The 14293-nt window shown below is 41.6% G+C and carries 12 protein-coding genes, 1 tRNA gene and 1 riboswitch; of the genes, 5 read left to right on the top strand and 8 right to left on the bottom strand.

The features are described from left to right. Positions 1 to 19: 19 nt before the first annotated feature. Positions 20 to 1342 (bottom strand): voltage-gated chloride channel family protein, encoded by a 1323-nt coding sequence (locus FD723_RS15835; protein WP_179066170.1) that lies wholly within the window; start codon positions 1340 to 1342, stop codon positions 20 to 22. 95 nt (positions 1343 to 1437) lie between these two features. Beyond that, a riboswitch (Fluoride riboswitch) is annotated at positions 1438 to 1522 on the bottom strand. A gap of 88 nt (positions 1523 to 1610) precedes the next feature. Between FD723_RS15835 and FD723_RS15830 the strand changes: the two genes are divergently transcribed. After that, complete coding sequence (locus FD723_RS15830) at positions 1611 to 3686, top strand: TrkA family potassium uptake protein (RefSeq protein WP_179066169.1); 2076 nt, start codon at positions 1611 to 1613, stop codon at positions 3684 to 3686. Positions 3687 to 3790: 104 nt separating this feature from the next. Here the strand turns inward: FD723_RS15830 and FD723_RS15825 are convergent, their stop codons facing one another. The 4 genes from FD723_RS15825 to FD723_RS42835 all read right to left on the bottom strand — a co-directional run bounded on the left by FD723_RS15825 (position 3791) and on the right by FD723_RS42835 (position 6381). Further along, a complete protein-coding gene (locus tag FD723_RS15825) occupies positions 3791 to 4987 on the bottom strand; it encodes an MFS transporter (RefSeq protein WP_179066168.1) in 1197 nt (398 codons plus the stop codon). Positions 4988 to 5077: 90 nt separating this feature from the next. Then, the gene (locus FD723_RS15820; RefSeq protein WP_179066167.1) at positions 5078 to 5272 is read right to left on the bottom strand and encodes a hypothetical protein; all 195 of its coding nucleotides are present in this window, start codon (positions 5270 to 5272) and stop codon (positions 5078 to 5080) included. Between the two features lie 201 nt (positions 5273 to 5473). After that, the gene (locus tag FD723_RS42840; protein ID WP_256874853.1) at positions 5474 to 5890 is read right to left on the bottom strand and encodes a transposase family protein; all 417 of its coding nucleotides are present in this window, start codon (positions 5888 to 5890) and stop codon (positions 5474 to 5476) included. After that, positions 5878 to 6381: a transposase family protein gene (locus tag FD723_RS42835; protein ID WP_256874931.1), complete on the bottom strand. Its 504-nt coding sequence runs from the start codon at positions 6379 to 6381 to the stop codon at positions 5878 to 5880. Before FD723_RS42835 ends, FD723_RS42840 begins: the two co-directional genes overlap by 13 nt. Positions 6382 to 6560: 179 nt before the next feature. On the opposite strand from FD723_RS42835, the gene FD723_RS15810 reads away from it, so the two are divergent. From FD723_RS15810 to FD723_RS15795, 4 genes are all read left to right on the top strand, one after another. Next, complete coding sequence (locus FD723_RS15810) at positions 6561 to 7112, top strand: Chromate resistance protein ChrB (protein WP_179066166.1); 552 nt, start codon at positions 6561 to 6563, stop codon at positions 7110 to 7112. 297 nt (positions 7113 to 7409) lie between these two features. Then, positions 7410 to 8279, top strand: a complete 870-nt coding sequence (locus tag FD723_RS15805; RefSeq protein WP_179066165.1) for a zinc metalloprotease HtpX — start codon at positions 7410 to 7412, stop codon at positions 8277 to 8279. 180 nt (positions 8280 to 8459) lie between these two features. Then, positions 8460 to 9410 (top strand): DNA polymerase III subunit delta', encoded by a 951-nt coding sequence (locus FD723_RS15800; protein WP_179066164.1) that lies wholly within the window; start codon positions 8460 to 8462, stop codon positions 9408 to 9410. A gap of 188 nt (positions 9411 to 9598) precedes the next feature. Further along, on the top strand, positions 9599 to 10792 hold the full coding sequence (locus FD723_RS15795) for a Coenzyme F420 hydrogenase/dehydrogenase, beta subunit C-terminal domain (RefSeq protein WP_179066163.1): 1194 nt from the start codon (positions 9599 to 9601) through the stop codon (positions 10790 to 10792). A 366-nt stretch (positions 10793 to 11158) separates the two neighbouring features. Here the strand turns inward: FD723_RS15795 and FD723_RS15790 are convergent. The 3 genes from FD723_RS15790 to trmFO all read right to left on the bottom strand — a co-directional run bounded on the left by FD723_RS15790 (position 11159) and on the right by trmFO (position 14211). Beyond that, positions 11159 to 11231: transfer RNA gene (locus FD723_RS15790), tRNA-Arg, on the bottom strand. Positions 11232 to 11408: 177 nt separating this feature from the next. Then, complete coding sequence (locus FD723_RS15785) at positions 11409 to 12614, bottom strand: murein hydrolase activator EnvC (protein WP_179066162.1); 1206 nt, start codon at positions 12612 to 12614, stop codon at positions 11409 to 11411. Between the two features lie 280 nt (positions 12615 to 12894). Then, positions 12895 to 14211, bottom strand: coding sequence for an FADH(2)-oxidizing methylenetetrahydrofolate--tRNA-(uracil(54)-C(5))-methyltransferase TrmFO (gene trmFO / locus FD723_RS15780; RefSeq protein ID WP_179069163.1), 1317 nt, complete (start codon positions 14209 to 14211; stop codon positions 12895 to 12897). Positions 14212 to 14293: the final 82 nt, after the last annotated feature.

The following is a 14293-nucleotide window of genomic DNA, read 5'->3' as shown; positions in this document are numbered from 1 at the left end:
CTATAATCATTATTAGGACTCATAGTTCTTCACTACCATCAGGTAAATCAATTTTTGGCTCAACTTTTTTTCGTCCGTAATTTGCCAAAGTTATCCCTTCTTCTAAATATACAGCAGAGTATTTACTTAGCCCAATACGCTGTGCGGAGTAAATTCCAGAATGTCCTGAAAATAAATAGCTGACTACACAGCTAATAGCAATAAATATTCCCGATTCCAAACCAAATAGTTCAATTCCCATTAAAGTAGATACCAAAGGTGTATTTGCTGCACCCGCAAATACACCCACAAATCCCATTCCTGCTAACAGCGGTGCAGGTAATGCTAAAAGTAACGATAAAGCATTACCTAAAGTTGCACCAATAAAAAACAAAGGTGTCACTTCTCCACCCTTAAAACCTGCTCCTAGAGTTAAAGCAGTCAAACCCAATTTTGCGGCAAAATCCCAAGGAGGTAGCTGATTGTAGAAGGAATCAACGATAGTTGGAATACCAAGCCCAATATACTTGGTTGTTCCACTCAATCCAACGATTATTGCGATGATCGCACCGCCTATCAAAGGACGCATTGGAGGATAAGATATCTTTGCTTTAAACAAGTGACTGATTTGGTGAGTTACTTTCGCAAAAAATCTTGCAACCATTCCAAAGATTACACCTGCAATAATGGCAGAAATCAGTCCCCAAATTGTGAGCGTCGGTATTAACGGAGCGTGTCGGTATGCGGTATGATGTAAACCTAATAGTAAGGTTACTTGATTGCCAACGATCGCAGCAATTAAAGAAGGAAAAAGAGCGTCATAATGAACTTTACCAATGGCTAAAACTTCCAGACCAAATACGGTTCCAGCTAAGGGAGTGCCGAAAACGGAAGCGAATCCTCCACTGATACCTGCTGTTAACAAAATTCGCCGATTAGCCCCTTGAAAATGCAATATTTTAGTTAACTGATCTGCCAAAGAAGCACCCATTTGTAATGCTGTACCTTCACGACCGGCTGAACCACCAAAAAAATGGGTAAGGTCTGTTCCTAGTAAAACTAAAGGAGCCATACGAAAGGGAATAATATTTTTGGGGTTATGAATCTCTTCAAGTAAAAGGTTATTTCCAGCTTCTACAGTCCGACCGAATTGATGATAAATCCAACCACTCAAGAAGCCACCAAGAGGAAGCAAGGCGATAATCCACCGATGCGATTCCCGCCAATCAGTTGCCCATTCCAATGATGCTAAAAGAGCCGCCGAAGCAGTTCCAGCAAAAATACCAACCACAAAAGAAATAGGCAACCACTTGATTAAGTGGGGTAAGGCAATAAACGGTTCAAATTTACGAAAGCGTTTCATCCCATGACTCCTTGAAGTGTGGTTCGTAGACAAATACTTTCTACAGGGGAGTCAGGTAATGCATTTAGCCAAGCCCTACTCTCCCGCAGTAAGCAAGGAAAGTAGGAGCCATCAGCCTTCTAGATAAGAGTTTATCTCTCTAGAAAGGCGGTTTTGGCGAGCTCCATCGCCGTTAATAATTTAATTAACTTAATAATACCATTTTTGCTGTCGGTCAATACCTTTGATATTCTACGATATAAATAACGTGTATCATTGGCGGTATTATATGCTGCCATCATCAGAAACTAATTATCAGCCTGTTAAAGATTCTCAAACAAAACTAGATCGGTTTTTAGTTTGTGGGCTAGGAAGTTTGGGTCAGCATTGTGTTGCAGTACTGAAAGAGTATGGTGCTATTGTCAATGCTATCGATCAAGAACAACCTAAAAATTTGCAGGTATCAAACTTATCAAGTTTATTAGAACAGTTATTAATCGGAGATTGTCGTCAATCCAGTGTTTTAGAACAGGCAAATATTTCTCAGTGCAGAACTGTTATTTTAGTTACTGGTAATGAACGGGTAAATATAGAAGCTGCTTTTGCTGCGAGGCTTTTAAATCCTCAAGTTCGCTTGGTTGTACGTTCTGACAAACAAAATCTCAATGAGCTTTTAAGTCAGACTCTTGGTAATTTTATTGCCTTTGAGCCGAATCAAATTTCCGCTTCTGGCTTTGCAGTTGCAGCCCTTGGAGATGATAATCTTGGATATTTCCAACTGGAGGAACGCCAATTTCGGGTAGTAAAGCGTCAGATTAAAATGGGTGATAACTGGGGCAATAAATGGCGTATACATGAACTAAATACCTTATATCGTCGGGTATTGAATCATGCTAATGATTCATCTCTCTTGCCTAAAGAATTTCATCAGTGGGAACCAGAAGCGATATTATACCCAGGTGATACGATTATTTATATTGAAGTTACAGAGCAAGTTAAAAGTTTGAAGCAACTTGCTACTGTGCGTAAATATAACTGGCAGCAATTATGGCAAGAAATTGTATTAGGCAGAGCGTGGAATAATTTCAAACATAAAATGGCATATCTCTCGCGAACATTCTCTCGTTATCAGAGTTTGCGGGTGGCAATTATCTGCGGAATTACAGTACTTTCTCTTTGGTGTTTTGGAACAATTATCTATATCTTAAATTATCCTGGAAGTAACATAGTAGAAGCATTTTATGCTATTGCTATCTTACTTTTAGGAGGATATGGAGATGTTTTTGGCGGTGTGAATTTTAAAACACCACCAGAGCCAGCGGAAAATATGCCTGGGTGGTTGCGATTGTTTAGCCTCGCACTAACTTTAACGGGTATAGCTTTTGTTGGGGTTTTATATGCGTTACTAACTGATGCTTTGTTAAGTTCAAGGTTTAAGTTTTTCAATAGTTTTCAGCCATTAATCCCTCAAAAAGACCATGTTGTACTTATTGGATTAAATCGAGTTGGTCAGCGAGTCGCTACTTTATTACAAGAATTCAAGCAGCCTTTGGTAGGTATTAGCAGCACAGCACTAAATGCCGATTTTCTCAACAAAATACCGCTGATTATTGATAATATTGCTGATGCTTTAGGCAAGGTGAATCTCGCTAATAGTAAAAGTGTCGTTGTCGTTACGGATGATGACATGGAGAATCTGGAAATAGCTTTGATGGCATACGCTAAGAGTCCTAACACTCGTGTGATTATTCGGACTTACGACCAATATTTTCGTGATAACGTAGCACGGTTGTTTCCTTATGCTCAAGTTATTTGCACCTCTGCTATTTCAGCAGAAGTATTTGCTGCTGCGGCTTTTGGAGAAAATATTCTTAGCTTGTTCAACTTCGATACTCAAACTATTTTGGTAGTAGAGTACATGATTGAGGCTGGAGATACATTGAATGGATTAATATTGGCTGAGATTGCTTATGGTTATGGAGTTGTGCCAATTTTATACCAAAGCCTCAGGCGATCGCCTGTTAAGTTAATGCCTGCCGATCATACACAACTTGCTGTTGGCGATCGCCTGGTTGTTCTGGCAAATAGCAATAGCCTCCAGCGGATTGAGCGAGGTGAAATGTTTCCTCGAACTTGGCAAGTACAGGTTGAGAAAGTTTTAGCTCAAGATGCTATTTTTGATGGTGCAAATGAAATAAGTATAATATCAGGATGTAACATTGGCACTGCTAGAGAGTTGATGCATAATTTGCCTGCACAGTTACCAAGAGCATTATATAAACAACAAGCTCTGTTACTAGTGCGAAGGCTTAGTAAATTAAGAGTTACAGCCCGGTTGAAATCATTTGTTGAGGATACAGATTGAACTGGGGATTAGGGGCTGGGTACTGAGTACTGGGAAGATTTGAAAATTCAAAACTGAATAGAATTGTATGTTATTTAATTCTTATTACTTACCCTTCTCTTTCCCTATATTTGTAAATATTTTTTCTTATTAATTACCAGCAATAAGACAGCAGCGATCGCAAACAAGCTCCCAGTTATAAATGTCGCCTCTGCTCCCAATGTTTGCCACAAGCCACCAGCTAGCAGGCTGGCGGGTAAAAGTGCTAATCCCACAGCCAAGTTGAGGAAGCCAAAAGCAGTGCCGCGCAGATTTGCAGGCATACTATTTGCCACTAGCGCCAACAGCAATCCTTTACTCATACCCAAATGCAAACCATAAAGGGCAAACAATCCCCAGGTTTGCCAAGATGTTTGCACAAAAGCGAAGCCTAGATACACTAGGGCGTATAGGAGAAATCCGCCTACTAGTAACCCAAATTTGCCTACGCGATCGGAAAGTATTCCTATTGGGTAGGCGCTCAATGAATAGGCGATGTTCATCACCACTAATGTTAATGGGATGAGTGAAGCAGAAATACCTGTTTGTTCAGCTCGCAGCAATAAAAAAGCATCGCTGGAGTTGCCTAAATTGAATAGCAGTGCCACTAATACAAGCACCCAGTATCCTTTACCCAAACTGCGTAAAGCTTCCCATTGCAGAGGATTGCTTCGGTTTTCTTGAGTTTTAGTTGTTTTTGGTTCGCGCACTCCCACTGCTAATAAAGCCACCGCAAAGAATCCAGGGATGAGTGCTAGCCAAAAAACCAGGCGGAAGTTATTTTGGGAAGCAGCCATCAGGGCAAATGCTGCCAAAGGCCCCAAGAATGCTCCGATAGTATCGAGAGATTGACGCAATCCATAAGCTGCACCGCGTACCTCTGCGTTAGTAGAATCGGCAACTAAAGCATCGCGCGGCGCTACCCGAATCCCTTTGCCAATGCGATCGCCAAATCGAGCTATTAATACCCCAGTTGGATTGGTAGCTACAGCAAATAGAGGTTTTACAAAGGTTGATAATCCGTACCCAAATACCGCTAATCCTTTACGATGTCCTAAATAATCACTCAATACTCCCGAAAAAACTTTTAAAATTGAAGCTGTTGCTTCTGCAATGCCTTCAATGATGCCCACAGTCCAGATATTCGCCCCTAATACTGACACTAGAAATAAGGGCAACACAGAATTAATCATCTCGGAACTAATATCTGTCAGCAGACTGACAAACCCCAAAACCCAAACAGTCCGAGGAATTTTCTGGACGAATTTATTTTGTAGCTGCATATTGCCTGTTTCTGCTACATCTATAATTGATAAATATTTACACCCTTACAGCCGATTTATTTGCTGCAAAGATTTTGGAAAATAGTATTACTAAATTAGTTCTATAATTCTTGAGAACCAATAGGTGATTTCTGCATCACTGAAGGTAGTCAATCGGGCGATTTCTCTCGCTATCTGATAGGCTTTCTCGCCTTGAGGATGTTGAGCCAAACCAGCATGGTTCAGTAAAACAGTTTTTAAATCCCCTGGATATGCAGGTAAGTGACAATTCCCCTGAGGTTCCATCTTTTGGATGATGGGACTCCAGTCAATAGACTTATCCGCAAAATGTAAATGCTTACTGTGAATGGGTTTGAGCAATTCAGATTGAATAGGCGATCGCTATCTTACTCTACGAGAAAATAGGTGTTTGGCGGCATTCTGAGACAAAAAATTAAAATTAGAGTAAAAAGTACAAAACGATGAAATCAATTTCAGGATAAAAAATTAAGTATTAATGGTTAAGGATACTAAGCGATTAAGTCTTAACCTAATCAGCCCACAAACTGCCAGAATTACCTGACTATATCGATGACGAGCGAGACGGAATTTTTCCGAGGCTACTCGAAATATTTTTACCCGACATATCATGTGTTCAACGGCAATTCTGCGAGACGAAAGTTGTTTATTCTCTTGTTTTTGGAATTCCGAAATTTCTGTATTCTTTCGTTTCTTATGAGGTGTGGTAATGGCATCATCTCCAATATAGGCCTTATCACCTATAAACCTTTGTGAGTCAGCAAATTTATTCCGAGTATCTCGAAATAAATTAATATCACTTGTTTTTCCCAGCATTCCCACACAGATATCTACAATATCTTCACCACCTGGTAAGACAATAAACTGGTTTTTTAGAGTATGCATTTTTTTCTTACCAGAGTAATATCTTTTTGTTCTTGATAGTCTACAGGTCTCGCTGTAGCCTGTTCTGCACTATCAACAATTAATTCATACTCGGACAGCATTTGCTGCAATTCTTGATATTTTTGACTATCTACTGACGCTTCTTCTATTTGAGATGCTGGTAAAATTTCTCTCAAAATATCTACCCAATAGTTAAAAGCATCATTCGCTTTTGTTTTGGAAATATCAAAGAGTAACCCTAAAATTTCAAAAATTGGTTTTTGTCTGAGGTAAACTAGACACAAGCATATTCCTTCTTTCGGTGACATCTCTGGTTTGCGTCCGCCTCCCTTGGCAATAATCCGAACTTTATTTTTTTCAATTTCTGCTTGTTTCTCTCTATGCCTTTTTTCCGCTAAGGATACCAATGCTAAAAACTGGTCATAATTAATCCCTATTAATCGTTTTGCTTCGTGGGGATGTGATTCAATTCTTGCTAAAGGGTTTGTCATATTATCTACATATAATTTTTACTCCGTTTTTTATTATCCCACTTTGTTTATATTAAGGATAAGTCTAATGCTGCCAACTTGATAGTTCAGATTCATAAATTTTTTTAAATGCAACAGATGTTTCATTAATCAACCTAACAATAAATTAAATTGAATGCAACACTTGTTACAATACCTCTATGGATAGAGAATCTTGGAACCTCTTAGTCTACAAAGTACCCGCACAGCCTTCGACGCAGCGGGTGTATGTTTGGCGTAAGCTTAAGGGATTGGGCGCACTTTATCTACAGCAGTCGGTGTGCTTGCTACCACAGCGGAAAGACTTGCGGAGCCATTTGGAAGAATTGAAAGCGGATATTGTAGCAGGTGGCGGTGAAGCAGATTTGTTAACTATTTGGATTGACGAACCTCAGCAAAATGCTATGTTAATAGAGCGTTTTCAACAGCAGGCAGACCAAGAATATCAAGAGTTTTTGGGGCAATGTCGGGATTTCCATAGCGAATTGAGCGAGGAACGGAGAATAAGTAACCTCACTTTTGCAGAACTGGAAGAGAACGAGGTGGAACTAACTAAACTGCGTTCTTGGTTGCCAAAAATCCGCGATCGCGATTTGTTTGATGCACAAGGATACTCACAAGCCACTGAAGCTTTGAAGGCGTGCGAATTAGACTTTCAGCTATTTACCGAGCAGGTATATCAAGCAGAAGGGATAGACTCAGAATCTCTATAAGTAACTGGATCTTAAACTCATGGCGTAGACATTGCACTTATAATTTCTGCCGATATCAAAAATTTATTTCTGTAGATAGATGCGTTTTTCGTATCTATACTATGGGAATTATATCATTAATAGATACATATCAAAAACAACTAAATTACCATTCTTAAAAGTTAAGTGGGAAAACCGTACTTATCTGATAGGTTTTCTGTACCATATATCTAAGTTTAGCTAGATAAAATCAAAATGTAGCTGAAGTAATGCTGTTTTCTCAAACATTTACACAGCATTAGCAGGAGAGCAAAAATTATGACAAATCAATTGAAAACGGCTGCTTTGCTTGCTGCGCTAAGTGGTCTTTTGATTGCAATTAGTTATTGGGTAATTGGCGGTTCTAGTGGTTTGATTATCGGGATTGGCTTGGCAGCTGTCACAAACCTGTTTTCCTGGTATCAATCAGATAAGATTGCCCTAGCAGTATACCAAGCACAACCTGTAAGTGAAAGGGAAGCACCAGGACTTTATCGGATGGTGCAGAGATTGAGCGATCGCGCTAACATTCCCATGCCTAGAGTTTACATTGTTCCAAGCCTTGGCGCTAACGCCTTCGCAACCGGGCGCGATCCCGAACACGCTGCTGTCGCTGTCACTGAAGGTATTTTAAATATATTGCCAGAGGACGAACTCGAAGGCGTTATTGCTCACGAACTTACTCATATTATTAATCGTGACACCCTGACACAAGCCGTTGCTGCAACTGTGGCTGGTGCTATCTCATTTTTAGCCCAAATGGTTAGTTACAGCTTATGGTTTGGCGGTAGTTCACGAGATGACAACAGAGGTGGAAATCCAATAGGAGTTTTATTAACAGTCGTGCTTGCACCAGTGGCAGCGACAATCATTCAGCTAGCAATTTCGCGCACACGAGAATTTTCTGCTGATGCTGGTTCAGCGAGATTAACTGGTAATCCTCGTGCCTTAGCTAGAGCATTGCAACGGTTAGAAGCTTCAGCAAAGCAGATGCCTTTAAATGCCAATCCAGCTTATGAGCCATTATTAATTATCAATTCCATCTCTGGACAATTTTTGGGTAACTTATTCTCTAGTCACCCTGCTACAGAAATGCGAGTTGCAGCATTGCTGAAATTAGAGCAACAACTGCCAACAAAAGCTTATTAATTGTCATTAGTCATTAGTCATTAGTCCTTTGTGAAATAAATAATGACTAATGATTATTAGTACGGGGTGCAGTTTTGAAAGGATATGTAGATACTGAAAACAATATTGAAAGAAGAAAATTGATGAAATGCGATCGCTTAGAAAACGTTTTTTTAGTTTTTGAAATTTTAAATAAAAGCTTTGACTATTAACCCATTTGCGCCAGTTGTAGCACAACAGCAAGCCATAGAATTACTCACTCAAGCTGTCAAACAAAATCGGGTTCCTCCAGCTTACCTATTTGTGGGGCCAGATGGTGTCGGCAGAAGTTTAGCAGCTAGATGCTTTGTGGAATTGCTATTTTCTAGTGGGATGGAAGTTACTGCGTCTTTACAAAACCGTTTGCGTCAAGGCAATCACCCAGCTTTATTGTGGGTGCAACCAACGTACCAACACCAAGGACAACGATTAACAGCAACAGAAGCAGCCGAAAAAGGACTCAAGCGTAAAGCACCACCTGTAATTCGACTAGAGCAAATTCGGGGCATTACTGAGTTTTTAGGTCGTCCGCCCTTAGAAGCGCCGAGGAATGTGGTAGTGCTAGAAGAAGCCCAAACAATGGCAGAAGCCGCAGCCAATGCTTTACTTAAAACCTTAGAAGAACCAGGACAGGCGACGTTAATTTTAATTGCACCTACACCTGAGTCTGTATTGCCGACTTTAGTATCACGCTGTCAACGCATTCCTTTTTATCGCTTAGATGCACAGTCTTTGGCTGTTGTACTCACACAAACAGGTCATCAGGAAATTTTACAAAATCAGGCAGTATTGAGCATAGCAGCTGGTAGTGCTGGAAGTGCGATCGCATCTTATGAGCAATTACAAGCTATTCCCCCGGAATTACTCGAAGACTTGAAAAAAGCACCTAAATCTTACCGTAACGCCTTAGAACTAGCCAAAAAAATTGATAAGGATTTAGATACAGAAGCACAACTGTGGTTAGTTGATTATCTTCAGCAGTTCTACTGGCAGCAGTGGCATCAACCTAGCATCATCAAGCAGTTAGAACAAGCTCGTAAACACTTACTTGCTTACGCTCAACCAAGGCTAGTTTGGGAATGCCTGCTTTTATCTGTGTATCAAGGGAATTAGGATTAGAAAGAATAAGTCAGCACACCAGAAATTTCTATCGTTACAGCTATTTTCGACCACGCGGTAGGGGCACAGCAATGCTGTGCCCTTACGACAGATGTGGTTCAAATACATGAAAACTGCTGTAAGTTCATAGCCAGTAAAGGTATTGTAATAAAAGCGATTCCTGGATAAAACAAAAAGTTTATATGACCTCAGTTTCTCCTCACAAAAAAGCCAGAGCCTTAAAACCTACCAGCCGCCGCCCTGCGAAAGAACTGTGTAGCGAGTGTGGACTATGCGATACATACTATATTCATTATGTCAAGGAAGCCTGCGCTTTTATTAATCAGCAAATAGGCGAACTTGAAGAAGAAACGCACACGCGATCGCGCCATCTTGAAAATCCTGATGAACTCTACTTTGGTGTTCACCAAGACATGATAGCGGCGCGAAAACAACAACCCATCGAAGGCGCACAATGGACGGGAATTGTTAGTAGCATTGCCATTGAAATGCTCAATCGCGGCTTAGTTGAAGGTGTCGTCTGCGTGCAAAATACCAAAGAAGACCGCTTTCAACCCATGCCCATCATTGCCCGGACTCCAGAAGAAATACTAGCAGCGCGGGTAAATAAACCAACACTATCACCTAACCTTTCGGTGTTGGAACAGATAGAAAAATCGGGGATGAAACGACTATTAGTAATTGGTGTTGGTTGCCAAATTCAGGCATTACGAGCCGTCGAAAAACAACTTGGTTTAGAAAAGCTGTATGTTTTGGGTACGCCCTGCGTAGATAATGTTAACCGCGCCGGACTGCAAAAATTCTTAGAAACTACCAGCCGATCGCCTGATACAGTTGTACATTACGAATTCATGCAAGACTTTCGGGTTCACTTCAAACATGAGGATGGCTCATCAGAAACCGTGCCTTTCTTTGGCTTGAAGACTAACAAACTCAAAGATGTCTTTGCCCCATCTTGTATGAGTTGCTTTGACTACGTCAACTCCCTAGCCGATTTAGTCGTTGGCTACATGGGCGCACCCTTCGGCTGGCAGTGGATTGTAGTTAGAAATGACACTGGTAAGGAAATGCTGGATTTGGTGAAAGACCAGTTAGACACTCAACCAGTGACATCTAAAGGCAACCGCAAGGAAGCTGTACAGCAAAGTATTCCCGCTTACGATAAAGGCGTTACCCTCCCAATGTGGGCGGCAAAACTGATGGGTGTGGTGATTGAAAAAATCGGCCCCAAGGGTCTGGAATATGCTCGGTTTTCCATTGATTCTCACTTTACCCGGAATTATTTGTATGTGAAGCGAAATCATCCAGAGAAATTGGAAGCGCACGTTCCAGAGTTTGCCAAGCGTATTGTTGGGCAATATAAGTTACCAGAATAGAGGGCATTGGGCATTGGGCATTGGTTATTCTTCTTGTCCCCCGATTCCCGATTCCCAATTCCCACTTCACAGATTTAGGAAATCTCGAAACTAACAGATTTGAGACAAGTGCTTTAAAAAATAAAAAACTCTGTATATTTCCTGAATAAAGTGGGTATTCAGGTACGGTAAAGGTATTAAAAGCAACGTATATATATCAATGCTTTCATATACTAGGTTTACACTTTTAGAAAATATTGATATTCAATAAACCTATAATTTTTCTGTATTCCAGCTATCCGTTGCAATTCTGTCTCATAGGGTAGATTGGTTTTATCCTGTGAGAGAAAATGACCTCTCGATTTTGTGCTTAGTCTTATAAGGTAACGAGCGCGGAGGGATTTGAACCCCCGACCCACAGAACCGGAATCTGTTGCTCTATCCACTGAGCTACGCGCCCTTAATTCTTTCTGATTATAGCACGTCTGCGATAAAACTTGCGGTCGAATTGGCAATGACCAAGAGGCAGGGGAGCAGGAGTGCATTCAATACGGTTTGGTTAAAGGGTAAAGGGTAAAGGTTAAAGGGTAAAGGGTAAAGGGTAAAGGTTTTTTATTCCCCTTTCCTCTTCGTTGAGTTAAAGATAATCAGTGGGGTTAACTGGTGTACCATTGCGACGCACTTCAAAGTGGAGGTGAGGGCCAGTTGAGAAACCCGTGGAACCGACAGCACCGATCGCTTGTCCGCGTTCAACTGCTTGTCCTTCGGTGACATACAACTCGCTGGTATGACCGTAGAGTGTCGTCAGGCCATTGCCGTGGTCGATAATTACTGCTCTGCCATAGCCACCATACCACCCAGCAAAAATTACTTTTCCTGAATCGGCTGCCCGAATTTTACTGCCATAGCTAGCGGCAAAGTCTAAGCCGGCGTGAAAGCGACGATAGCCAAGAATAGGGTGTATCCGCCAGCCAAAGGGACTGCTAGTAGGAGCATCGCTGGGATATGTCATGACACCAGTTCCCCGGATGATGATATTTGTACGGCTGTTGGTTTTTGTTTGGGCTTCTTCTGAGGATCTGGCTTCTGCTACTTTTTGTTGAATCAAGACTTCCAGATTTTTCGATTCCCTTTCTAGCTGATTTTGTGCCGCTTCTAAGGCCAGGCGATCGCTATTGAGGCGTTGAATCAATTCTGATTGCGATTGCGCCTGAGTTTGATAATCGGCTTTTTGTGCCAGCAGTTGCTCACGAATCAAGGCAATTTCATTTTTTTGCTGTTCTACTTCTGTTTTTTGTTTATCGATCAGCTTTGCTTGGGTGTTGAGTTTTAGCAAAATTTTCTGGTCTGCCTGATAGACTAACTTCAACTGATGACGACGGCTGAAAAAGTCGCTGATATTTTCACTTTCAAGCAAAACTGCCCATCCAAAAGAAGCAGGCGATCGCTGGAGATAACGCAATCGTGCTACTGTTGCTACTTGACGCTCCTGATATGAACGTTCCGCCACATCTAAATCAGCTTCTAACTTCTGGAGACGTTGGGCGGCGAGTTGTAATCGTGATTCGCTCTCTTGAATGTAGCTATCTGTAGTTTGCACATTTTGGTTTAAGCCAGTGAGGTTTTTTTGGGCCTCTCGTTGGAGATTTGTTAAGCGATCGCGATCTTGAACCACACTCTGATGCTGCTGGTTCATCTGTTGCTGCTGTTGTCGCAAATTATCAATAGATCCTGTGGATGTTGCGTAGGCTGGAATTAATGCCAAGCAAATGCACAAGATGCAGCAAAATGCAATCGAGAAACAGCAATAAATCTGCTTTTTTTCTAGAAATCGCGCTCTCATAGTGCGAAGCCCCACCACAAATATGCTTTCAAACACTATGAGGATTATTCCCAAAATCTGATTCACCCACTCCAACGCATTATTAAATTGGTCTGCCAAGTTGTAACACAAGGATTCCAGCTATGTCAGCATTGAGCAGATATATTAGCGGGTGGTATATATGAATGCACGTATAGCAATTCTCTTAATTACTTTGGTGTGTCCAGGTTTAGCGTGCGTTACCCAGAACCCTTGTAGAGACGTAGCAGTGCTACGTCTCTACTTTTTTACCAGATGTCTATTAATTACGATTAACTTTCCAGTTTGCCAAATCAGCTAAAGAGCGATCGCGATAACGTCCATAACGCTCTGGTTTACTTTTGATTTTCACTCCTAAATCGGGAAAAATCCCAAAGTTGGGCGGCATTGGTTGGAAATGCTTGGGCGAAGCAGAACTAATAAATTCCAATAACGCACCCATCATTGTTGTTGGTGGTAAAACTAAAGCTTCTTTACCCAAAGCTAACCGCGCTGCATTAATTCCCGCCAAGCAGCCACCCGCAGCGGCGGCGGTGTAGCCTTCAGTACCAATCAACTGTCCAGCAGCTAATAGTGTCGGACGCGCTTTAAATTGCAAGGTAGGATGCATTAGCTGGGGAGCATTAATAAAAGTGTTGCGGTGCATCACTCCCAGCCTCACAAACTCTGCCTTTTCCAAACTGGGAATTAACTGAAATATGCGCTTTTGCTCGCCCCAACGTAGGTTAGTTTGAAACCCTACCATATTCCACAGTTGACCGGCTTTATCTTCTTGTCGCAACTGCACCACAGCATAAGGACGTTCCGCTGTGCGAGTATCTGACAATCCCACCGGCTTTAGGGGGCCGTAACGCATGGTATCTTCCCCCCGATGTGCTAATTCTTCTATGGGTAAACAAGCTTCAAAAAATTTCGCTGTTTCCCGTTCAAAACCCTTGAGTTCTATTTGTTCAGCTTTACAGAGTTCTTCCCTAAAATGCAAGTACTGCTCTTTATTCATTGGGCAGTTGAGATAAGCGGCTTCGCCTTTGTCATAACGTGATGCCATAAAAGCAATGTCACGGTTAATCGATTCTCCGACGATAATCGGACTCGCTGCATCGAAAAAGCTCAGGTATTCCATGCCTGTAAAGCGGAGCAAATCCTCTGCTAAGTCGGGACTAGTTAAAGGCCCGGTTGCTAAAACCACAATTCCTTCGGGAATCGCAGACACTTCACCCCGACGGAATTCAATTAAAGGATGATGTGCTAAAGTTTCAGTCAAGTCTTGGCCAAATTGTCCCCGATCCACAGCTAGCGCCCCACCAGCCGGGACGGCGTGTTCATCAGCTTTGGAGATGACGATAGAACCTAGTTGGCGTAACTCTTCGTGCAATAATCCTGCTGCGCGATCGCTTGCCATTGCCCCAAAGGAATTACTACACACTAGTTCTGCTAAATGTTCTGTATGATGAGCAGGACTAAATCGCTTTGGACGCATTTCATGGAGAATTACTGGTACTCCAGCTTGAGCTATTTGCCACGCTGCTTCTGTTCCAGCTAGTCCACCTCCAATTACTTGTATCGGCTGTTTTTCCATAGTTAAATTTTTAATTCCCATATATATAAGTATCCATCAGCATCATAGAAATGAAGAGTGCTGAGTAATGAGCATGGCAAAA

The organism is Nostoc sp. C052, from assembly GCF_013393905.1.
Lineage (GTDB): Bacteria > Cyanobacteriota > Cyanobacteriia > Cyanobacteriales > Nostocaceae > Nostoc.
The sequence above is the reverse complement of the archived record's forward strand: the minus strand, read 5'-3'. Positions and strand labels throughout refer to the sequence as shown.

What these genes read in the sequence shown, in the direction of transcription:
- FD723_RS15795 (WP_179066163.1), top strand. Translation starts at nt 9,599, where the DNA reads ATGACCTCAGTTTCTCCTCACAAAAAAGCCAGAGCCTTAAAACCTACC.
- FD723_RS42840 (WP_256874853.1), bottom strand. Translation starts at nt 5,890, where the DNA reads ATGCATACTCTAAAAAACCAGTTTATTGTCTTACCAGGTGGTGAAGAT.
- FD723_RS15830 (WP_179066169.1), top strand. Translation starts at nt 1,611, where the DNA reads ATGCTGCCATCATCAGAAACTAATTATCAGCCTGTTAAAGATTCTCAA.
- FD723_RS15805 (WP_179066165.1), top strand. Translation starts at nt 7,410, where the DNA reads ATGACAAATCAATTGAAAACGGCTGCTTTGCTTGCTGCGCTAAGTGGT.
- FD723_RS15835 (WP_179066170.1), bottom strand. Translation starts at nt 1,342, where the DNA reads ATGAAACGCTTTCGTAAATTTGAACCGTTTATTGCCTTACCCCACTTA.
- FD723_RS15785 (WP_179066162.1), bottom strand. Translation starts at nt 12,614, where the DNA reads ATGAGAGCGCGATTTCTAGAAAAAAAGCAGATTTATTGCTGTTTCTCG.
- FD723_RS15825 (WP_179066168.1), bottom strand. Translation starts at nt 4,987, where the DNA reads ATGCAGCTACAAAATAAATTCGTCCAGAAAATTCCTCGGACTGTTTGG.
- trmFO (WP_179069163.1), bottom strand. Translation starts at nt 14,211, where the DNA reads ATGGAAAAACAGCCGATACAAGTAATTGGAGGTGGACTAGCTGGAACA.
- FD723_RS15820 (WP_179066167.1), bottom strand. Translation starts at nt 5,272, where the DNA reads ATGGAACCTCAGGGGAATTGTCACTTACCTGCATATCCAGGGGATTTA.
- FD723_RS42835 (WP_256874931.1), bottom strand. Translation starts at nt 6,381, where the DNA reads ATGACAAACCCTTTAGCAAGAATTGAATCACATCCCCACGAAGCAAAA.
- FD723_RS15810 (WP_179066166.1), top strand. Translation starts at nt 6,561, where the DNA reads ATGGATAGAGAATCTTGGAACCTCTTAGTCTACAAAGTACCCGCACAG.